This is a genomic window from Micromonospora cabrerizensis, assembly GCF_022230955.1.
Taxonomy (GTDB): Bacteria; Actinomycetota; Actinomycetes; order Mycobacteriales; family Micromonosporaceae; genus Micromonospora; species Micromonospora cabrerizensis.
The window spans coordinates 1-20387 of the sequence record NZ_JAKKFI010000040.1 but is presented as its reverse complement, the minus strand read 5'-3'; the positions used below and the strand labels follow the sequence as shown (position 1 = coordinate 20387).

The following is a 20387-nucleotide window of genomic DNA, read 5'->3' as shown; positions in this document are numbered from 1 at the left end:
CCCCCGGTCGGGGACTCTACCCGGTCAGTCGCCCGTACGCGTGCCGACGGTGGCGGCCTGGGCGGCCAACTGGCGCAGGGCGTCTCCGCTGAGCCGGTAGGGGACCCACTCGTTCATCTGCTCCGCCCCGATCGCGGCGTAGAACCCGGCGGCCGGATTCCAGTCGATCATCCCCCACTCCAGTCGCCGGTATCCGCGTCGTACGCAGATGTCGGCCAGAGCGGCGAGCAGCAGTCGACCCGCCCCGGTGCCGCGGGCGGCCGGCCGGACGTAGAGATCCTCCAGGTGGATGCCGTGCACGCCGGCCCAGGTGGAGAAGTTGAGGAACCACAGCGCGAAGCCGATCGGCTCGTCGCGTTCGTCCACCGCGACGTGCCCGAAGAGCGCCGGCGCGGGAGTGTGCCCGCCTGGCGGGTCCGCCGCGGGACCTGCGGCACCTGCGAACAGGGCCGAGGTCAGTTGCCCGACCGTCAGGTGGCACTGCTCCGGGGCACGTTCGTACTCGGCCAGCTCGTGAACCATGGCGACGACGGCCGGCACGTCCTCGGGACGTACCGGCCGGATCGTCGGGATGACCGGGATGGTCACGCCTTCTTGGTCTCCCAGAAGATCTTCGAGATCTCGTCGATCTTCGCGAGCAGCTTGTCGGCGGTGGCCGGGTCGAGGCTGCCCTTGACGCCACCGGCGCCGGCGAGCTTGGTGGCCTCGTTGAACAGGGTGTGCAGGTTCGGGTACTTCTCGAAGTGCGGCGCCTTGAAGTAGTCGGTCCACAGCACCCACAGGTGGTGCTTGACCAGCTCGGCGCGCTGCTCCTTGATGATGATGGAGCGGGTGCGGAACTCCGGGTCGGTGTTCGCCTGGTACTTCTCGCAGATCATTTTGACCGATTCGGCCTCGATCCGGGCCTGGGCCGGGTCGTAGACGCCGCACGGCAGGTCGCAGTGAGCGCTCGCGGTGACGCGGGGCGCAAGGATGCGCGGAAGTCGCATCGGGATCCTCCATGGGAAGTTTGCGATGATCAAAGGCGACATTACTCCTGGGAATGCTCCCCGAACCGGGTGGAGGTGAAACCAGTGGACACCGATCACCCGGGTGAGGCGGCCCGGTTGCGGCGACCGTTGACCGCCGTTCTGGTTACCGGGCCGTCCATGGCGCCGACACTGCGGCACGGCGACGCGGTGCTGGTACGCCCCGGTGGCCGCCCGATCCGACCCGGGGACGTGGTGGTCGCGGTCTTCCGGACCCGTCCCGAGCTGCTGGTGGTGAAGCGCGCGGTCCGGCCGCAGGACGGCGGCTGGTGGCTGCGGGGGGACAACGACCTGATCACCGACGACTCCCGGGCGTACGGGGTGGCCGACGTACGGGGACGGGTGGTGGCGCGCTACTGGCCACGCCCGGGGCGGGTTCCTCGCCGACGGATATGACCCTGCTCACATCCGAGGGGCAGTGTCGACACTATGCTCGGAAAGTGCCCGGGTGACCCCCCGCACCGCGTGCCACCGCTCGCCGCCCACCTCGCGGCAGGGCCGGCCGCCCCGTCTGCTCGACAGATACTGGAGTCACCACCATGTCTTCGTCCACCGTGGACCCTGCTGATCCCGTCTTCCTGCTGCACCGGGGCGGCAAGATGGCCGTCGCCTCGACCGTGCCGCTCACCAGCCGGGAGGACCTCTCCCTGGCGTACACCCCGGGGGTGGCCCGGGTGTGTGAGGCGATCGCCGCCGACCCCGACCTGGCCGACGACTACACCTGGGCGGCGCACGCCGTCGCGGTGGTCACCGACGGCTCGGCGGTGCTCGGGCTCGGCAACATCGGCCCGCGCGCGGCGCTGCCGGTGATGGAGGGCAAGGCGGTGCTGTTCAAGCAGTTCGGCGGGGTGGACGCGGTGCCGATCTGTCTGGACACCCAGGACGTGGACGAGATCGTGGCCGTGGTGCGGGCACTGGCCCCGTCGTTCGGCGGGATCAACCTGGAGGACATCAGCGCTCCCCGCTGCTTCGAGGTGGAGCGCCGGCTCGACGAGGCGCTGGACATCCCGGTCTTCCACGACGACCAGCACGGCACCGCGATCGTGGTGCTGGCCGCGCTGCGCAACGCCGCCAGCCTGCTCGACCGCAAGCTGGGTGACCTGCGGGTGGCGGTGAGCGGCGCGGGCGCGGCCGGGGTGGCCGTGACGAAGATGCTGATCGCCGGGGGCGTCAACCCCGACCAGGTGGTGGTCTGCGACTCCAAGGGGATCATCGGCCGGCACCGCAAGGAGCTGACCGGCACCAAGGCCGAGCTGGCGGAGAGCACCAACGCCGACGGTCGCCACGGCGGCATCACCGAGGCGCTGCGCGGCGCGGACGTGCTGATCGGGGTCTCCGGTGGGCAGATCCCCGAGAGCGCGGTGGCCGGCATGGCGCCCGACGGGATCGTGTTCGCACTGGCCAACCCGACCCCGGAGGTGCACCCCGAGGTGGCCGCCCGGCACGTCGCGGTGGTCGCCACCGGGCGCAGTGACTACCCCAACCAGATCAACAACGTGCTGGCCTTCCCCGGGGTGTTCCGCGGCGCGCTCGACGCCGGCGCCACCCGGATCACCGAGGCGATGAAGGTCGCCGCCGCGGACGCCATCGCCGGTGTGGTGGCCGAGTCGCTGACCGTCGACGCGATCGTCCCGTCCCCGCTCGACCCGCGCGTCGCGCCGGCCGTGGCCGAGGCGGTCGCCGAGGCGGCCCGCCGCGACGGCGTCGCCCGCAGGTAAGGACCGCACCGCACGGGCCGGGGGTCTGTGCGCAGGGCGGCTTCTTAACGGGCGCTCAGCTTGTTACCGTGCCGATCATGCGTGCTGCCTTCGCCTCCCGCTTCAACGACGCCGATCCGCTCACCGCGCTCACTGTCGGTGAGCGGCCCGAGCCGACCCACCCGGCCGACGACTGGGTGACCGTGCAGGTGCGCGCCACCTCGCTCAACCACCACGACCTCTGGTCACTGCGCGGCGTGGGCCTCACCGAGGCCCAGCTGCCGATGATCCTCGGCTGCGACGCGGTGGGGCTCGACCCGGAGGGTCGCCCGATGGTCGTGTACCCGGTGGTGGTCACCCCGGGTGACCCACGCGGGGTCTCCATCCTCTCCGAGCACTTCGCCGGGACGCTCGCCGAGCGGGTGGCCGTACCCCGGTCGAACCTGGTCCCGCTGCCCGACGGCATGTCGGCGACCGACGCGGCGTGCCTGCCCACGGCCTGGCTGACCGCCTGGCGGATGCTGACCACCAAGGGCCGTGTCGCGGACGCCGACAGCGTGCTGGTGCAGGGCGCGGGCGGTGGCGTCGCCACCGCGGCCGTCGCGCTCGCCGTCGCGATGGGCAAGCGGGTGTACGCGACCAGCCGCGACGCCGCCAAGCGGGAGCGGATCTCCGCCCTCGGCGCCACCGCCGTGGAGCCCGGTGCCCGGCTGCCGGAACGGGTGGACGTGGTGATCGAGACGGTCGGCGCGGCCACCTTCGACCACTCGATGAAGTCGGCCGCGCCGATGGCCCGGATCGTGGTCTCCGGTGCGACCGCCGGGCACCAGCCGTCGGTCAACCTGCGCCGGCTCTTCGCGATGCAGTTGGAGATCCTGGGCACGTCGATGGGCACCCCGGGGGAGCTGTACGAGTTGCTGGCGTTCTGCTCCGAGAACGAGGTGCGGCCGGTGGTGGACAGCGTGGTGCCGTTCAGCCGCGTCGAGGACGCCTTCGCCCGGCTGCACTCCGGCGACGCCTTCGGCAAGGTCGTCATCGACCACACCGCCTGACGCTGCCGTCATGGTCCGCGCAACATCGGGGAAACTGCTGCCTCGGGCCGCGCTGAGGCAGCAACATCACTGATGTTGCGCGGATCTTCGTCGTGATCGGCCCGCCGGCTCAGAGGTGGTTGTCGAAGGTGGCGATGTCGCCGCGTGCCGCGCCGGTGGGGATGCGCTGCTTGGCCGCCGCGTCTCCGTAGAGCGACCAGCGGAGAAACTCGATGGACGTGTCCGACACCACCCGCAGCGCGGCCCTGTCCTTGAGCATCGTCCGCCCGTGGTCGCCCTTCGGCAGGCTCAGCATCGCCTTGGGCCAGGGCACCTTGTCGTACGCGGCCTTGCCCGCCGCGTACTCGACCACCTCGTCCAGCTCACCGTGCACGAACAGTTGCGGTGCGGCCGCGCCGGCGAACGCGGTGCCCACACCGAGCGCCGTGCCCGCGAACACCACACCCGCGTCCAGCCGCTCGTCCCGGTTGGCGGTGAACAGCCCGATGGTGGTCACCCCGCCCGCCGAGTGCCCGGCCGCGGCCACCCGGTCGGCGTCCAACCGGCCCTGCAACTGGTCGTCGGCCTTGGCGTCCAACGCGAGCACCTGGTCCAACGCGTACGACACGTCGGCCGGCTGGTTGAGCACGTCGAGGACGTTGTTGTCCGCGCCCGTGGAGGTGTGCGGGAACGTCGGCGCGGCCACCACGAACCCTGCTGCCGCCCAGGTGGTCAGCAGCGTGGCGTAATCGTCCGGCCGACCGCCCAGGCCGTGACTGAACATCACCACCGGGAACCGGCCCTCCGCCGCCGCCGCGGACCGCTTGGCCGCGCCGCCGGACTGCCCGGCCGCCGGGTACCAGAGCGTCGTCGGCAGCGCGCGGCCGTCCCTGTTCAGCTTCAGTTGGCGTACGCCGACCGCGAAGGCGCGCTGCGGGGCCTTCCCGGCGGGGACCTGCGGTGTCGGCGTGGCGGCGGCCTTCGGCTCGACCGGCGGTGCCTGCCCGCTCTGACTCGGGCGGGTGTCCGCTGAGCAGCCAACCAGACCGGCCATCAGCACGGTGCTGGCCATCAGTGCGGGTGTGACACGACGCGACATGAATCCAATTGTGCCCTGCCCGACGGACCCGCCCGGCGGGCTTCGGCGCGCTGTGCCCACCCGATCACCCGCCGCTGCGTCCCGACGTCGGGCTCACTCAGGCCGCCGCACGGTCGGCGAGGGGGCGTCGCCGTAGCGCCGTGTCGGTCAGTGAACGCGGCGGGAAGGCGGCGTTCGGGTTGTACCGGTTGGTGCCGGGCGGCACGATCTCGTCGATCCGGTCGAGGGTCGCGTCGTCCAGGGTGAGCGCGGCGCCCTTGAGCAGGTCCTCCAGCTGCGGCATGGTGCGTGGTCCGATGATCGCCGAGGTGACGGCCGGATGGGCCACGGTGAAGGCGATGGCGAGCTGCGGAAGCGTGCAGCCGATGCCTGCCGCGAGGTCGACGAGCTTCTCGACGGCGTCCAGCTTGGCGGCGTTCTCGGCGATCGCGGGGTCGAACTGCGCCGGCCGCAGGGCGGCCCGTCCGGTCGTCAGGTCGACGGGCTGGTCCCTGCGGTACTTCCCGCTGAGAAACCCGAAGGCGAGCGGGCTCCAGACCAGCACCCCCATGCCGTAGCGCTGACAAACCGGCAGGGTCGAGGCCTCGACGCCGCGGGCCAGGATCGAGTACGGCGGCTGCTCGGTGCGCAGGCGTCCGAGGCCGCGGCGCTCGGAGACCTGGTGCGCCTCCACGATCTCCTCGGGTGGGAACGTCGAGCAGCCGAAGGCGCGGATCTTGCCCTCGCGGACGAGGTCGCTGAGCACCGAGAGCGTCTCCTCGATGTCGGTCGAGGGGTCGGGACGGTGCACCTGGTAGAGGTCGATCCAGTCGGTGTCCAACCGCCGGAGGCTCCCCTCGACCGCCTTGAGGATCCACCGCCGCGAGTTGCCACCCTGGTTGGGGCCCTCGCCCATCGGGAAGTGCACCTTGGTGGCGAGCACGACGTCGTCGCGGCGCCCACGCAGCGCCTTGCCCACGATCTGCTCGGACTCGCCCCTGCCGTACATGTCGGCGGTGTCGACGACGTTGATGCCCTGGTCGAGGGCAGCGTGGATGATGCGGACGCAGTCGTCGTGGTCGGGGTTGCCGACGGCACCGAACATCATGGTCCCGAGGCAGTGGGTGCTCACCTCGATGCCGGTGCCGCCGAGGGTGCGATAGCGCATGCAGGTGCTCCTAGGTGATTCAGCGGTGATCTCCAGGCACCGTAGGAGCTAGAGTCGGCTCTAGGTCAACCCTCGTTACCCTGCTCGGCATGGCTGAGGTCACCGCTGGTCTGAGCATCGGGCAGGTCGCCGAACGCACCGGCTTGAGCGTGCATGCGCTGCGCTTCTACGAGCAGCAGGGCGTCTTCGTCACCCCCGTACGCCGTGGGGCCGCCGGGCGTCGCGTCTACAGCCAGGACGACGTCGACTGGCTGAGCATCTGCATCATTCTCCGCGCCTCCGGCATGCCGCTGCCCGCGCTCCGCCGCTACGCCGACCTCGTTCGCGAGGGCAACGGCAACGAGGAGGAACGACTCGCGCTCCTGCGCGAGCACCACGGGCGCGTCACCGACCAGATCGGCCGGCTCGCCCAGTGCCTGGACCTGATCACCTTCAAGGTCGGGGTGTACGAGGACCTGCTCGACCAGAACCGCCAGGCGTGACGCGCCAGGGCATCAGGGGGCGGGGCGGAACTCGTAGCGGGTCAGGGGAGTGCGGGCGTCGGCGGGGAGACGTGCGCCTGCCGCCCTGTCGCCGTAGAGCGTCCAGCGCAGGAAGTCGGTGGTGGTGGCGAGGACCGGGGCGAAGCCCGGGTGGCCCGGCGTGAGGTACGCGCCGTGGTCCTGGCCGAGCAGGCTGAGGAACGCGGCCGGGCCGGGGGTGCGCCCGTACGCCGCCCGTCCGACCGTCAGCGGCACCACGGCGTCGGCCGTGCCGTGCACGAAGAGCACCGGCGCGACCGGCCCCGCGAAACTGCCCGGCAGCCCGCCCCCGGCGATCACGATCCCGGCGCGCAACCGGGCCGGATGCCCCTCGCTGAACATGCCGGAGGTGGTGAAACCGCCCGCCGAGTGCCCTGCGGCGGCGACCGACGTCAGGTCCAGGTGACCGGCGAGCGGATCCTCGCTGTTGCGGTCGAGCCGCCCGAGGTGCCGGATCAGCCGCCACGCGTCGGCCGGCTGGTTGCGCACGTCGGCTCGGGTGAAGTGGGCGGCACCCTGCCGGGTGTGCGGGTACGCGGGAGCGGCCACCACGAACCCCGCCGCCGCCCAGCGGGTCGTGAGCCCGGCGTGCAGATCGGGTCGGCTGCCCAGCCCGTGGCTGTAGACCACCACCGGGAACCGGCCGGCCGCCACCCCGTCCGCCGACGCCGGGAACCAGATCGTCACCGGCAGGGGGCGCGCCGAGCGCGGATCGAGGGTGAGCGTACGCACGCCGACGGCGTACGACCCCTCGGGCGCCCGACGCGCCGACACCGGCCCGGTGGCCTCGTCGGTCGCGGCGGTGGCCGGTGCGCAGCCCGCCACCAGTGCCGTCACCAGTACGGCGACCAGCCGTCGCGCCCCCATGGGTCCACGGTAGGTGCCCGAGCGTGCGCGACGACCCCGCCGTCCGGCCCGGCTCTGCCCACCACCCGGTCGGGTCCGCTCCGCCGGGCGGGTCGACCCGGGCAGGTGGTGTGGGCGGGGGCGGTGCGCCTGGACCGGCTTCGCTAGGGTCACCGGCATGCCTGAGAACTACACCGACCCCAGTGGCAACACCGAGGCGTTCCGCGCGTTCAGCCAGACGCCGGAGGCCGCCGCGCCAGTGGAGTCGCCATCCCGCCTGCCGCTGATCATCGGCGCGGCGGTCGTCGTGGTCGTGCTGGTCGCCCTCGTCGCCTGGCTCGCGACGAGCTGAGCGTGCCGGACCGGGCCGACGCGCTCGACTCGCGGCCAGCGGACGACCCGTCGGCGTCCCTGCTCACCAGGCTCCGGAGCATCCGCCGCGGTCCGGCCGTCCTGGGTGCCCTGCTCCTGCTCGCCAGCCTCGCGTACGCGACAAGCGTCGCCGGTTACAAGTGGCACCTGCACACCAAGGCTGAGCGGTTACGGGCCGAGGGTGTGCCGGTTCTGGCTGAGGTGAGCGACCGCCGGGACACCACCGGACGTGGCGGCGGCACCGACACCATCCGGGTCGGGTACGACTACGAGGGTGTCCGGTATTCCGAGCGGATCCTCTGTGGTTCGGCCGGCGGCTGCACCGAGGAACCGCCGGCGGCGCTGCGGGTGTGGGTCGACCCGGTGCACCCCGAGGAGTTCCTCGCCGAGAACGGCAACACCGACGATTCGGTGTTCGTCCTCAACGCCTGGGGCGGCATCCCCTTCGGTCTGGCCTTCGCCGTGACCGGTGGGATCATGGTCTGGTCGGCCACCCTGCCGGACCGGGCTCCCGGCCCGACCCGGGCCAGACGGGGGCCCGGCCGGGATCGGGTCCGCCGCACCGTCAGTGCCCGGCGTCGGCGTAAAACCCGTCGCTGATCCGCCGCCTCGGATCGGTCGTCAGCGGTGCGCGACCACGTCCCGGGTCTGCCGGGCGATCTCCCGTTCCTCGTCGGTGCGGATGACGCAGACGCTCACCTCGGCGTCGTCGGGTGAGATCACCCGGTCGCCGTCGCCGCCGTTGCGGGCATCGTCCACGGCGATGCCGAGCCGGTCCAGGCCGGCCAGGGCGGCAGCCCGGACCGGCGCCGCGTGTTCGCCGACCCCGGCGGTGAAGGTGATCGCGTCGACGTGGCCGAGCAGCGCGTAGTACGCCCCGACGTACTCGGTGATCCGCCGGCAGTACACGTCGAAGGCCAGCTCCGCCGCCCGGTCACCGGCCGCCCGGCGCTGGAGCACCTCGCGCATGTCGTTGGCGCCGGTCAACCCGAGCAGGCCGCTGCGGTGGTTGAGCAGGTCGTCGATCTCGTCCACCGACAGCCCGGCCTCCCGGCGCAGGTGGAAGATCACCGTCGGGTCCAGGTCACCGCTGCGGGTGCCCATCACCAGCCCCTGCAACGGGGACATGCCCATCGAGGTGGCGACGCTGCGACCGTTCGCCACCGCGCAGGCGCTGGCCCCGTTGCCCAGGTGCAGGGTGATCGTGTTGAGCTGCTCGTACGGGCGGCCCAGCAGCTCTGCGGTGCGGCGGGACACGTACGCGTGCGAGGTGCCGTGGAAGCCGTACCGGCGGATGTCGTACCGCTCGGCGACCTCCCGGTCGACCGCGTACGTCGCGGCGGCCTCCGGCAGGGTGTGGTGGAACGCGGTGTCGAAGACGGCGACCTGCGGGACGCCCGGCAGCGCCGCGCGGGCCACCTCGATGCCGGCCAGGTTGGCCGGGTTGTGCAGCGGGGCGAGCGGCACCAGGTCCCTGATCGCGGCCAGGACCGCGTCGTCGACCAGCACCGGCGCGCTGAACGTCCGGCCACCGTGCACCACCCGGTGCCCGACCGCGGCCAACCCGGTCAGGTCCAGCCCGTCCAGGATCTGGCGGACGGCGGTGGCGTGGTCCGCCGGGCCCCCACCGGGCTCACCGACCCGCTCGACGGTGCCGTGGTCGAGCACCCGGTCACCGTCGTAGCGGCGCCACTTCACCGACGACGACCCGCAGTTGAGCACCAGCACCCGACTCACGACGCCTCCTCGGTGGCCGCCTGGATGGCGGTGATCGCCACGGTGTTGACGATGTCCGGCACTCCCGCGCCACGGGACAGGTCGTTGACCGGCCGTCGCAGGCCCTGCATGACCGGGCCGACGGCGACCGCCCCGGCCGAACGCTGCACCGCCTTGTACGTGTTGTTGCCGGTGTTCAGGTCCGGGAAGATGAAGACCGTGGCGTGCCCGGCGACCGGGCTCCCCGGCAGTTTCGTCGCCGCCACCGCCGGGTCGATCGCCGCGTCGTACTGGATCGGCCCCTCGACCAGCAGGTCGGGCCGCCGTTCGCGTACCAGTGCGGTGGCCGCGGCGACCTTCTCCACGTCGGCGCCGGCACCGGAGCTGCCGGTGGAGTACGACAGCATGGCCACCCGGGGTTCGATGCCGAACCGGGCGGCGGTGTCGGCCGACGAGATCGCGATGTCGGCGAGCTGCGCCGCGTCCGGGTCGCGGTTGACCGCGCAGTCTCCGTAGACCAGCACCCGGTCCGCCAGCAGCATGAAGAAGACGCTGGAGGCCACCGAGACGTCCGGCACGGTACGGATGATCTCGAACGCCGGTCGGATCGTGGCGGCGGTGGTGTGCGTGGCGCCGGAGACCATGCCGTCGGCTCGTCCGGTCGCCACCATCAGGGTGCCGAAGTAGTTCGGTTGGGCCACGATGTCGTGCGCCAGCTCGGCGGTCACGCCCCGGTGGGCGCGCAGCCGCGCGTACTCGGCCGCGAAGTCGTCCCGCCAGTCACTGGCGACCGGGTCGACCACGTTCGCGTCGCCGAGGTCGATGCCCAGCTCGCGGGTGCGCCGGGCCACGTCGTCCGGCCGGCCCAGTAGCGTCAGCTCGGCCACCCCCCGGCGCAGCAGGATCTCCGCCGCCCGCAGGATCCGATCGTCGGTGCCCTCCGGCAGCACCAGGTGCCGGCGCTGCGAACGGGCCCGGTCGATCAGCTCGTTCTCGAACATCAGCGGGGTGACCCGGGTCGACCGGCTGACCCGCAGCCGGCGGGCCAGGTCGTCGGTGTCCACGCAGCGCTCGAACGCGCCCAGCGCCGCCTCCACCTTGCGCGGGTTGGCCGTGCTGGGCCGGCCCTCGATCCGGCTCGACGCGGCCACCGTGTCGTAGCTGTCGCTGCGCACGGACAGCACCGCGAGCCCGGTGTTCAGCCCCTCCACCAACCGCATGACCCGAGGGTCGGGCTGCTCGCCGAGGGTGAGCACCAGCCCGGCCACCGACACCTGCCCGGCCACGTGTGCGGCGCTCGCGGCGACGAGCAGGTCGGCCCGGTCCCCGGGGGTGATCACCAGAGCGCCTTCGGTGAGGTGGTCCAGCAGGGTCGGCACGTGTGCCGCACCGACCACGAAGTCCAGCACGTCCCGGCTGAGCGCGGCGTCGTCCCCGGCCAGCAGGGTGGCGCCGAGCGCCGCCGCCACCTCGGCCACCGTCGGCGCCGACACGGTGGGCACCTCCGGGATGGCGTACGCGGGGACCGGCAGGTCGGGCAGCGTCATCGGCCCGGGCACCCGGTTGGCGATCACCGCGAGCACCGTCGCGCCCAGGTCGGCCAGATCGTGGTACGCCCCGCGCACCGCCGCCGCGACCGCGGCCGGCTCCTGGCCGAAGCCGTCCACGACCGGCACCACCACGCTGCCGAACTCGGTGGCCAGCCGGGCGTTGAAGGCCAACTCGCGGGGGCGGGCCGGATCCCCCGGGTCGTCGAAGTCGCTGCCCACCACGACCACGGCCGGGCACTGCCGTTCCACCGCCCGGTACCGCTCGACGACGGTGGAGATCAGCTCCTCCCGCCGGCCGTCGGCGACCAGCGAAGCCGCTTCGGCGTAGCTCGCCCCGGCCAGCTCGGCCAGCGGCAGATCGACCCGGTAACGCTCGCTGAGCAGGGCGAGGATCGGGTCCTGGCCGGTGTCGGCGACGAGCGGCCGGAACACGCCGATCCGCCCGACCTGGCGGGACAACAGCTCCGCCAGCCCGAGGGCGATGGTCGACTTGCCCCCGCCCGAACCGACGCTGGTCAGATACACACTGCGAGCCACGTACCCACCCCTTGCCCGGTGATCAAGAAGTTCGCGTCACTTCCGGCCCCCATGGTGACCGAAACCTCTTGATCACCGGGGGCGGAACGGGATTAGGCGTCGTCGTCGTCGGGGTCGTCGAGGCGGGCCAGGTAGGTGGCCAGGCGCTCGATGGGGGTCTCGAAGTCGGGGTTGAGGTCGACGAAGTCGCGCAGGCGTTCCCCCAGCCACTCCAGGGTCACCTGGTCGGCGCCCCGGCGCTCGACCAGCTCCTCGATGCCACGGTCGGTGAAGTACATCGCGTACGTCCTCGTGCTCGGCCCGGCGCGGGCCGGGCGATCGGGTGGGTGAGGGGACCGACGGAGCCGGGGCAGGACCGTGGTGAACGGCCCTGCCCCGGCTCTCGTGGTGCGTCAGGTCACGGGCGGGGGAGAGCCGCCTCGATCAGCGCGTTCTGCTCGACCTCGTGGGTCTTGGCCGAGCCGACCGCCGGGGCGGCCGCCGCAGGGCGGGAGATCCGCCGCAGCCGGACGTCCGTGAGGTGCTCCAGCAGGTTGAGCGCGACGAACGACCAGGCACCCTGGTTGGCCGGCTCCTCCTGCACCCAGGCGAAGTCCTCCGCGTTGGGGAACTGCGCGAGGGCGGCCCGGATCTCCTCCACCGGCAGCGGGTAGAGCTGCTCGATCCGGAGGATCGCGGTGTCGGTGACGCCGCGGTCCTGACGGGCCTGGAACAGGTCGTAGTAGACCTTGCCGGAGCAGAGCAGCACCCGCTTCACCGCTTCCGGCGCCGGGGCGGCCGTGTCGCGCAGCACCGGCTGGAAGGTGCCGGTGGTGAAGTCCTCCACCGACGAGACGCAGAGCTTGTGCCGCAGCAGCGACTTCGGCGTGAACACCACCAGCGGCTTGCGCTTGGGCGACAGGGCCTGGCGGCGCAGCAGGTGGAAGTAGTTCGCCGGGGTGGTCGGGATGGACACCCGCATGTTGTCCTCGGCGCACATCTGCAGGAACCGCTCCGGCCGGCCGGACGTGTGGTCCGGGCCCTGGCCCTCGTGCCCGTGCGGCAGCAGCAGGGTGACGGCGGAGCGCTGGCCCCACTTCACCTCGCCGGACGAGATGAACTCGTCGATCACGGACTGGGCGCCGTTGACGAAGTCACCGAACTGGGCCTCCCAGGCGACCAGCGCGTTGATGTTCTCCACCGAGTAGCCGTACTCGAAGCCCATCGCCGCGTACTCGCTGAGCAGCGAGTCGTGCACGAAGAACCGGGAGCGCTCGCCGTCGCCGGTGAGCGACTTCAGTGGCAGGTAGTCGTCGCCGGTGCGGGAGTCGACCACCGAGGCGTGCCGCTGCACGAACGTGCCGCGCCGCGAGTCCTGACCGGCCAGTCGGACGGTGACCCCGTCGTGCAGCAGCGAGCCGAGCGCGATGATCTCGCCGAAGCCCCAGTCGATGTTGCCCTCGACGGACATCTTGGCCCGCCGGTCCAGCAGTTGCTGGATCCGCTTGTGCGGGGTGAAGCCCTCGGGCAGGTTGATGTGCGCCTCGCCGACCGCCTTGACCACGGACGCGTCGGTGGCGGTGTCGACCTGCGGCTCCGGCTCCTCCTCGCGGCGCGGCCGGTTGAGCTGGCGCGGTGCCGACGCGGCGTCCCGGGTGGCCTTGAAGACCTTCTCCAGCTGTGCCTGGTAGTCGCGCAGCAGCTCTTCCGCGTCCTCCACGGTGATGTCACCGCGACCGATCAGCTCCTCGGTGTAGAGCTTGCGGACCGAGCGCTTCGAGTCAATGATCTTGTACATCTGGGGGTTGGACATCGACGGGTCGTCGCCCTCGTTGTGCCCGCGCCGCCGGTAGCAGACCATGTCGATCACGACGTCCTTGTTGAACGTCTGCCGGTACTCGAAGGCCAGCCGGGCCACCCGGACCACGGCCTCCGGGTCGTCGCCGTTGACGTGGAAGATCGGCGCCTGGATCATCCGGGCCACGTCGGTGCTGTAGAGGCTGGACCGGCTGTATTCCGGGGCGGTGGTGAAGCCGACCTGGTTGTTGACCACCACGTGCACGGTGCCGCCGGTGCGGTAGCCGCGCAGCTGCGACAGGTTGAGCGTCTCGGCGACGACTCCCTGCCCGGCGAACGCGGCGTCACCGTGCACCGCCAGCGGCAGCACGGTGTAGCCCTCGAGCTTGAGGTCGATGCGGTCCTGCTTGGCCCGGACGATGCCCTCCAGCACCGGGTCCACGGCCTCCAGGTGCGACGGGTTGGCCACCACCGACACCTTGACCGAGTGCGCGCCGTCGGGGGTGGTGAACTTGCCGTTCTGACCGAGGTGGTACTTCACGTCGCCGGAGCCCTGCGTCGAGCGCGGGTCCAGGTGGCCCTCGAACTCCGAGAAGATCTTCTCGTACGGCTTGCCGACGATGTTCGCCAGCACGTTGAGCCGACCCCGGTGGGCCATGCCGATGACGACCTCGTCCAGGCCATTCTCGGCGGAGGACTCCAGCACCTCACCGAGCAGCGGGATGAGCGACTCGCCGCCCTCCAGCGAGAAGCGCTTCTGGCCGACGTACTTGGTCTGCAGGAAGGTCTCGAACGCCTCGGCGGCGTTCAGCCGGTTGAGCACGTGCTTCTGCTCGTCGGCGGCCGGCTTCTCGTACTTGCGCTCGATCCGTTCCTGGACCCAGCGACGCTCCTCCGGGTCCTGGATGTGCATGTACTCGATGCCGACCCGGCGGCAGTACGAGTCGCGCAGCACGCCGAGGATCTCGCGCAGCTTCATCCGCTGCCGGCCGGCGAAGCCGTTGACCGGGAACTCGCGGTCGAGGTCCCACAGGGTGAGCCCGTGCTGGAGGACGTCCAGGTCGGGGTGCTTGCGGATCGTGAATTCCAGCGGGTCGGTGTCGGCCATCAGGTGACCGCGCACCCGGTACGCGTGGATCAGCTCGTGCACCCGGGCGGTCTTGTTGATCTGACCCTCGGAGTTGACCGCGACGTCGCGCATCCAGCGCACCGGCTCGTACGGGATGCGCAGCGAGGTGAAGATCTGGTCGTAGAAGCCGTGCTCGCCCAGGATCAGCTCGTGCATCACCTTGAGGAACTCGCCGGACTGCGCGCCCTGGATGATCCGGTGGTCGTACGTGCTGGTCAGCGTGATGATCTTGCTGACGGCCAGCTCGGCCAGGGTGGCCTCGGACATGCCCTGGTAGGGGGCCGGGTATTCCATCGCGCCGACGCCGATGATCGCGCTCTGGCCCTGCATCAGCCGCGGCATCGAGTGCACGGTGCCGATGCCGCCCGGGTTGGTCAGCGAGATCGTGGTGCCGGAGTAGTCCTCCATGGTCAGCTCGTTGCGCCGCGCCCGCCGGACCACGTCCTCGTACGCCTGCCAGAACTGGCGGAAGTCCATCGTCTCGCAACCCTTGATGGAGGGGACCACCAGGTTGCGGCTGCCGTCCGGCTTGGCCAGGTCGATCGCGATGCCGAGGTTGACGTGCGCCGGGCGGACCACGGCGGGCTTGCCGTTGGCCTCGGCGAAGGAGTTGTTCATCTCCGGGTGCTGGACCAGCGCCCGGACCATCGCGTAACCGACCAGGTGGGTGAAGCTGACCTTGCCACCGCGCCCACGGGCGAGGTGGTTGTTGATCACGATGCGGTTGTCGACCAGCAGCTTCGCCGGGACCGCGCGGACGCTGGTCGCGGTGGGCACGCTCAGCGAGGCGTCCATGTTCTGGACGATCTTCGCGGCGACGCCACGCAGCGGCGTGGTCTGCGGGCCGTCAGCGGTCGGCGCGGCGGCCTTGGCGGCCGGCTTGGCCGGGGCGGCCTTCTCCGGTGCGGCCTTGGCCGGAGCGGCGGCGGGCTTGGCCGGTGCCGACTGCGCGGCGGACGGCTTCGCGGTCGCCGGCTTCGCCGTGGCGCTCGGCTGGCTGACCTTGGCGGCTGCCTCCGGCTGGCCGTCGGGCTCGGGAGCGGCGGCCGGCTTGTCCGACGACTCGGCGCCGCGCGGGGTGGCCGCTCCGGGCGCCGGGCGGTAGTCGGCGAAGAAGTCGTGCCAGGCCGAATCGACACTCGTTGGGTCGGCGAGGTAACGCTGGTACATCTCCTCGACGATCCACTCATTCGGGCCGAAACCCGCTAGTGGGTTCTCCTGCGAAGTCTGCTGGGTCGACACGGCCGGTAATCGCCTCTTTCACGCGGGTTTGTGTGGCACGCGGTGTGTTCCCCGCGCCCGGTCAGGGGCGCGGAAGGGACGCCTCCCAGGCTACGCCGTACCGATCCCGCAGGCATTTCCGCCTCGGTCCCGTGGCCGGTTTCACAGAAGATGCCAGAAGTTCACCAACCGCTGCGGGGTCCCGCCGCGACTGGTAAGGCCAGACGACCGGAGAGCTGAGCAGCCGCGCGAACTGGCCGGGCGGCCCGGGGTGGCGGACGTGTCGTCACCACCCCGGACCGGTCGGTTCAGGAGATGTCGCGACGGCGCATCAGCAGGGTGCCGACCACGCCGGTGACCACCGCGTACCCGATCAGCACGGCGGCGCCCGCCCAGCGCGGCGGGTTGCCGGGGATGTCCGCCCCGGTGACCATCAGCGACGAGGCCAGTGACGGCACCAGCAACTGGAGGTTGTTGATCCAGTCGCCCCAGCGGTCGGCCAGGATGGCGATCACGAAGATGGCGCCGATCGAGCCGCCCAGGTAGAGCAGGATGCCGGTCACGGTGGCGCCGATCTGGCTGCGGATCAGCACGCCGATGCCGACGCCGAACACCGCCCAGAGCAGGTACGCGAGCAGGTTCAACCCGATCGCCCGCCACGCGGCGTCGTTGCCGAGTTGCGAGCCCAGCCCGATCGCGTTCAACACCGCCGAACCGGCGATCAGGTTGAACGCGGTGGTGACCAGCCAGAACAGCAGGGCCAGTACGCCGGCCGCGACCAGCTTGGCGCTCATCACCGCGGTGCGGTGCGGCTGGGTGAGGAAGGTGGTGGTGACCGTCTGGTGGAAGAACTCACTGGTCACCACGATGATGCCGAGCAGCATCACGATGAGCAGCCCGAAGAACTGCCCGGTGGTGAACAGGTTCGACGAGAGCGCGTCCGCGCTGGACGCGGCAGTCAGGGTGTCGGCCTGGTCGGCCGGCACCTCGCCGAGGTCCCCGTTGGTGAGGGTGTCGGCCTGCAGCCAGTTGATCAGCAGGGTGAGCGCCCAGAGCGGCAGTGAGATGAGCGCGAAGATCCACCAGGTGTTGGTGGTACGGATCTTGAGCAGCTCGGATCGGACCAGGTTCATCGGATGCCCGCCTTTCCGGCCGTCAGCTCCAGGAAGACCCGTTCCAGGTCGGGCCGTTCGGTGGACAGTTCGTGCAGTTCCACCCCGGCCGCCAGGGCGGCCCGACCGACCGTCGGGGCGTCGACCCCGCCGACCAGCAGGGTGCCGTGCTCGTCGGTGTCGACGGTCGCCGACTGGGCCTTCAGCGCGGCGGTCAGCGCCTCGGCCTGCGGAGTGCGGACCCGGACGAGGGCGCCCTGCGCCATCGACCCGAGGACCTGGTCGACCGGCCCCTGCCGGACGAGCTGCCCGGCCGCGATGATCACCACGTCGTCGGCCAGCAACTGCATCTCCGACAGCAGGTGGCTGGAGACCAGCACGGTGCGGCCCTCGTGGGCCAGGTTCTTGAGGAAGCCGCGCATCCACCGGATGCCCTCCGGGTCGAGCCCGTTGGCCGGCTCGTCCAAAATCAGCACCCGGGGGTCACCGAGCATCGCCGCGGCGATGCCGAGCCGCTGCTTCATGCCCAGCGAGTAACCCTTGAACTTGCGCTTCGCCGCCGGGGTCAACCCGACCAGGGCCAACACCTCGTCGGCCCGCTGCTTCGGCAGCCCAGCCGCCGCGCAGATCACCCGCAGGTGGTTGATGCCGGTACGGCCCTTGTGCGCGCTGGAGGCCTCCAGCACCGCGCCGACGTGCCGCAGTGGGTCGGGTAGGTCGGCGTACCGGTGGCCGCTGATGGTGGCCGTGCCGGCGGTGGGGGTGACCAGGTTCAGCAACATGCGCAGCGTGGTGGTCTTGCCGGCGCCGTTCGGGCCGAGGAAGCCGGTCACCCGCCCCGGCGCCACGGTGAAGGACAGGTTGTTCACCGCCCGGACGCTCTTGTACTGCTTCGTCAGACCGGACACCACGATCTGACCGTCGCTGGTGGGGCTTCTCTGCCCGTCAGACATCGTTCTCCTCCCGTGTGTGGCGTCGAGGTACGCCGTGGCACAGCGTGACGGCCCATGGCAACAAGGTCAATCAGGCGCGGTCGCTACGTTCGGGTCCGCCGAGGGGAGGAGGCGACTCATCCCTGCGGACGACGGCCGGAGGTCAGCACGCGATCCAGGTCGCCCGGGCCGCGCCCAGCAGCGCGCCGTCCGGGCCGTACAGGCTGGTCCGCACGAGCGCCTTGCGTCCGTCGACGCCGAGCAGCTCTCCGGTCACCACGCACTCGTCGCCCGGCAGGGGCATCGCCGTGACCACGGCGGCGATCCGGCCCAGCAGGTACGGGCGACCGGGCGCGAGCACCGCCCAGCCGCCGGGGCAGTCCAGCGCCGCCCAGACCGTAGCCTCGCTGACCTGCTCGGGTGCCCGGAACGGCGCTGCGGTCCGCCCATCGGGCAGCCGACCGGGAAAGATCCGCAACCCGTCCGCCCGCTGCGGCCCGCAGACGTAACAGCCGGGGAACGGATGATCGACCAGGCCGGGGAAGTGGGCCGCCGCGGCTGCCGCCGTGGCCAGGTCCACCGGGGGTACGACGGCATCGACGGTCCCGACCGGGCGCACCTCGGCCACCAGCTCGCCGGACGGGTCACGGACCTCACCGCCGACCAGGGTCAACTCGGTCTCCAGTGGTGGTGGCCGGCGCAGCGTCACCTCGACCGGTCCGGTGCCGCCGGCCTCGGTGGCGAACACTCCCGCGCTCCAGCCGCCGTTGCCGGAGCCGGGGGGCCCGTTGTAGCGGGACTCGATGCGCATCGTCGACCTCCGGTGGGCGTACCGGCGCCCTCGCCGGCCTGCCCGGGCAGCCTCGCACGGTCGTCGCGGGGTGTCGCCAGCGGTCTTGCCGGCCGGCGTTCACCCGATCGACACCGGTGGTCCCCGTGGATGGCAACCCGGGCACCTACACAGATCCCATGGCCGTTCTGCATGCCGCTGGCACATCCCTGAAGACCAGCGGATACACCCTGCTGATCGCCGACGACCCCACCCAGGTCGCGGCCGCGCAACGCCTGCGCCACGAGGTGTTCGCCACCGAGCTCGGCGCCACCCTCCTCCCCGGCGAGGCCGGGTTGGACGTGGACCCCTTCGACGCGTACTGCGACCACCTGATCGTCCGCGAGGACAGCAGCGGCGAGGTGGTCGGCACCTACCGGCTGCTACCGCCCGGCCGCACCGACCAGCGCTACGCCGAGGACGAGTTCGACCTCTCCGCGCTCGACCCGCTCCGCGACGACCTCGTCGAGGCGGGCCGGTCGTGTGTGCACCCGGACCACCGCTCGGGCGCGGTGATCAACCTGATGTGGGCCGGCATCACCCGGTACCTGCACCTGCGTGGCTCCCGCTGGCTCGGTGGCTGTGCCTCGGTGCCGGTCGCCGACGGTGGGCGGACGGTCGCCGAGGTGTGGAGCCAGGCCGAGGCCCGGCACCTGTCGCCGCCGCCGCTGCGGGTCCGCCCACGGCGACCCTGGTTCGCCGAGTCGGCCGCGGCTCTCGGGCCGGCCGCCGCGCCGGTGGCCGCTGCCGGACCGGCGGGGCGTGTCGTGGTGCCACCGCTGCTGCGGGGCTACCTCCGGCTCGGCGCGTGGATCTGCGGCGAGCCGTCGTACGACCCCGACTTCGGGTGCGCGGACTTCTACGTGCTGTTCTCCCTGGACCGGATGAACCCGCGCTACCTGCGCCACTTCCTGGGCGGGGAGCAGCGGTGACCACCGGGGCGCACGACCTGTGGCGGCCCTCCTCGGGCTGTGGCGACGACTGTCTGCCGCCGGCCGGCGAGGTGCCCACGGTGCCGGTGGCCCGCCGGGTGCTGCGGTTGGTCGCCGCGGCCGGAATGCTGGTTGCCGGGGTCGGCCTGGTGCTGCTGCTGCCCGTGCTTCCGACCCGGGAACGGCAGGCGGCGGTACGCGGCTGGGCCCGGGCGACCACGCGCGCGTTCGGCGTCCGGCTGGTGATCCGGGGCCGGCTGCCCCGGCGGCGGGCGCTGCTGGTCGCCAACCACGTCTCCTGGCTGGACATCCTCGCGGTGCTGGCGGTCGCGCCCACCCGGATGGTCGCGAAGCGGGAGATCCGCTCCTGGCCGGTGGTCGGCCTGCTGGCCGCGGCGGCGGGCACGGTCTTCGTGGACCGGTCCCGGCCGCGGGCACTGCCGACGAGCGTCGGCCGGGTCGCCGACGTGCTGCGCGCCGGCCGCTCGGTGGCGGTCTTTCCGGAGGGTACGACCTGGTGCGCTGGTGACGGCGCTGCCGACTGCCGCCCCGGCGGCGGCTTCCGGCCGGCGATGTTCCAGGCGGCGATCGACGCGGGCAGCCCGGTGGTGCCGCTGCGGCTCGCCTACCGCTGCGAGGCCATCGACTCCACCACCACGGCAACGGCCTTCCTCGGGGCGGACACCCTGCTGCGCTCGATGGCGCGGGTGGTGGCGGCGCGGGACATCGTGGTGTCGGTGACGATCGCCGCCGCGCTGCACCCGGCCCGTGATGCCGACCGACGGTTGCTGGCCCGGGCGGCCGAGTCGGCCGTACACCTGCTGCCCACGGCGGGTGCCCGGGCGCGGACCCGGCTGCGTCCGGTGCCCACGGTGACCCCGGAGCCCGCAGCGACCCCGGCGGTCCCGGAGC

The 20387-nt window shown here is 72.0% G+C and carries 20 protein-coding genes; 8 read left to right on the top strand and 12 right to left on the bottom strand.

What is annotated here, in order from left to right; all coding sequences use genetic code 11:
• Window positions 1–24: 24 nt before the first annotated feature.
• Together LADH09A_RS03755 and sodN are read right to left on the bottom strand one after the other, a co-directional pair.
• Window positions 25–588: a GNAT family N-acetyltransferase gene (locus LADH09A_RS03755; protein WP_238643326.1), complete on the bottom strand. Its 564-nt coding sequence runs from the start codon at window positions 586–588 to the stop codon at window positions 25–27.
• A complete protein-coding gene (gene sodN / locus LADH09A_RS03750) occupies window positions 585–989 on the bottom strand; it encodes a superoxide dismutase, Ni (protein WP_238643325.1) in 405 nt (134 codons plus the stop codon). Before sodN ends, LADH09A_RS03755 begins: the two co-directional genes overlap by 4 nt.
• An 84-nt stretch (window positions 990–1073) precedes the next feature.
• On the opposite strand from sodN, the gene LADH09A_RS03745 reads away from it, so the two are divergent.
• The 3 genes from LADH09A_RS03745 (at window position 1074) to LADH09A_RS03735 (ending at window position 3777) form a co-directional block, all read left to right on the top strand.
• On the top strand, window positions 1074–1424 hold the full coding sequence (locus tag LADH09A_RS03745) for a S24/S26 family peptidase (RefSeq protein WP_238643324.1): 351 nt from the start codon (window positions 1074–1076) through the stop codon (window positions 1422–1424).
• A 143-nt stretch (window positions 1425–1567) separates the two neighbouring features.
• Window positions 1568–2746: an NAD(P)-dependent malic enzyme gene (locus tag LADH09A_RS03740; RefSeq protein ID WP_238643323.1), complete on the top strand. Its 1179-nt coding sequence runs from the start codon at window positions 1568–1570 to the stop codon at window positions 2744–2746.
• 68 nt (window positions 2747–2814) lie between these two features.
• The gene (locus tag LADH09A_RS03735) at window positions 2815–3777 is read left to right on the top strand and encodes a zinc-binding dehydrogenase (protein ID WP_238643322.1); all 963 of its coding nucleotides are present in this window, start codon (window positions 2815–2817) and stop codon (window positions 3775–3777) included.
• A gap of 109 nt (window positions 3778–3886) precedes the next feature.
• On the opposite strand, the gene LADH09A_RS03730 is transcribed toward LADH09A_RS03735, so the two are convergent.
• Both LADH09A_RS03730 and LADH09A_RS03725 read right to left on the bottom strand, forming a co-directional pair.
• The gene (locus tag LADH09A_RS03730) at window positions 3887–4855 is read right to left on the bottom strand and encodes an alpha/beta hydrolase family protein (protein WP_238643321.1); all 969 of its coding nucleotides are present in this window, start codon (window positions 4853–4855) and stop codon (window positions 3887–3889) included.
• Between the two features lie 97 nt (window positions 4856–4952).
• Window positions 4953–6002 (bottom strand): aldo/keto reductase, encoded by a 1050-nt coding sequence (locus LADH09A_RS03725; protein ID WP_238643320.1) that lies wholly within the window; start codon window positions 6000–6002, stop codon window positions 4953–4955.
• Window positions 6003–6091: 89 nt separating this feature from the next.
• Here LADH09A_RS03725 and LADH09A_RS03720 point away from each other — a divergent pair, with 89 nt between their 5' ends.
• Entirely contained in the window at window positions 6092–6484 is a 393-nt protein-coding gene (locus tag LADH09A_RS03720; RefSeq protein ID WP_238643319.1) for a MerR family transcriptional regulator, read from the top strand.
• 12 nt (window positions 6485–6496) lie between these two features.
• On the opposite strand, the gene LADH09A_RS03715 is transcribed toward LADH09A_RS03720, so the two are convergent.
• Complete coding sequence (locus LADH09A_RS03715) at window positions 6497–7390, bottom strand: alpha/beta hydrolase family protein (protein WP_238643318.1); 894 nt, start codon at window positions 7388–7390, stop codon at window positions 6497–6499.
• Window positions 7391–7547: 157 nt separating this feature from the next.
• On the opposite strand from LADH09A_RS03715, the gene LADH09A_RS03710 reads away from it, so the two are divergent.
• Together LADH09A_RS03710 and LADH09A_RS03705 are read left to right on the top strand one after the other, a co-directional pair.
• Entirely contained in the window at window positions 7548–7721 is a 174-nt protein-coding gene (locus tag LADH09A_RS03710; protein WP_238643317.1) for a hypothetical protein, read from the top strand.
• Window positions 7722–7723: 2 nt separating this feature from the next.
• The gene (locus tag LADH09A_RS03705) at window positions 7724–8341 is read left to right on the top strand and encodes a hypothetical protein (protein WP_238643316.1); all 618 of its coding nucleotides are present in this window, start codon (window positions 7724–7726) and stop codon (window positions 8339–8341) included.
• Window positions 8342–8362: 21 nt separating this feature from the next.
• Here the strand turns inward: LADH09A_RS03705 and LADH09A_RS03700 are convergent, their stop codons facing one another.
• The 7 genes from LADH09A_RS03700 to LADH09A_RS03670 form a co-directional block, all read right to left on the bottom strand.
• Window positions 8363–9478, bottom strand: coding sequence for an acetate/propionate family kinase (locus LADH09A_RS03700; protein ID WP_238643315.1), 1116 nt, complete (start codon window positions 9476–9478; stop codon window positions 8363–8365).
• Window positions 9475–11544: a phosphate acetyltransferase gene (gene pta, locus LADH09A_RS03695; RefSeq protein ID WP_238643314.1), complete on the bottom strand. Its 2070-nt coding sequence runs from the start codon at window positions 11542–11544 to the stop codon at window positions 9475–9477. Before pta ends, LADH09A_RS03700 begins: the two co-directional genes overlap by 4 nt.
• A 92-nt stretch (window positions 11545–11636) precedes the next feature.
• Window positions 11637–11822 carry a DUF6104 family protein gene (locus LADH09A_RS03690; protein ID WP_238643313.1) on the bottom strand — a complete coding sequence of 62 codons (186 nt, stop codon included), beginning with the start codon at window positions 11820–11822 and terminating at the stop codon, window positions 11637–11639.
• A gap of 119 nt (window positions 11823–11941) precedes the next feature.
• Window positions 11942–15691, bottom strand: a complete 3750-nt coding sequence (locus LADH09A_RS03685) for a multifunctional oxoglutarate decarboxylase/oxoglutarate dehydrogenase thiamine pyrophosphate-binding subunit/dihydrolipoyllysine-residue succinyltransferase subunit (protein ID WP_238643312.1) — start codon at window positions 15689–15691, stop codon at window positions 11942–11944.
• Between the two features lie 287 nt (window positions 15692–15978).
• Entirely contained in the window at window positions 15979–16803 is an 825-nt protein-coding gene (locus tag LADH09A_RS03680) for an ABC-2 transporter permease family protein (RefSeq protein ID WP_238643311.1), read from the bottom strand.
• Window positions 16800–17735, bottom strand: coding sequence for an ABC transporter ATP-binding protein (locus LADH09A_RS03675; RefSeq protein WP_238643310.1), 936 nt, complete (start codon window positions 17733–17735; stop codon window positions 16800–16802). Before LADH09A_RS03675 ends, LADH09A_RS03680 begins: the two co-directional genes overlap by 4 nt.
• A 142-nt stretch (window positions 17736–17877) precedes the next feature.
• The gene (locus LADH09A_RS03670) at window positions 17878–18525 is read right to left on the bottom strand and encodes a hotdog fold domain-containing protein (RefSeq protein ID WP_238643309.1); all 648 of its coding nucleotides are present in this window, start codon (window positions 18523–18525) and stop codon (window positions 17878–17880) included.
• 158 nt (window positions 18526–18683) lie between these two features.
• Here LADH09A_RS03670 and LADH09A_RS03665 point away from each other — a divergent pair, with 158 nt between their 5' ends.
• Together LADH09A_RS03665 and LADH09A_RS03660 are read left to right on the top strand one after the other, a co-directional pair.
• Window positions 18684–19475, top strand: a complete 792-nt coding sequence (locus tag LADH09A_RS03665; RefSeq protein WP_238643308.1) for a GNAT family N-acetyltransferase — start codon at window positions 18684–18686, stop codon at window positions 19473–19475.
• Window positions 19472–20387: lysophospholipid acyltransferase family protein (locus tag LADH09A_RS03660; RefSeq protein ID WP_238643307.1), on the top strand; the 916-nt coding region annotated here is incomplete at its 3' end. The genes LADH09A_RS03665 and LADH09A_RS03660, both read left to right, overlap by 4 nt.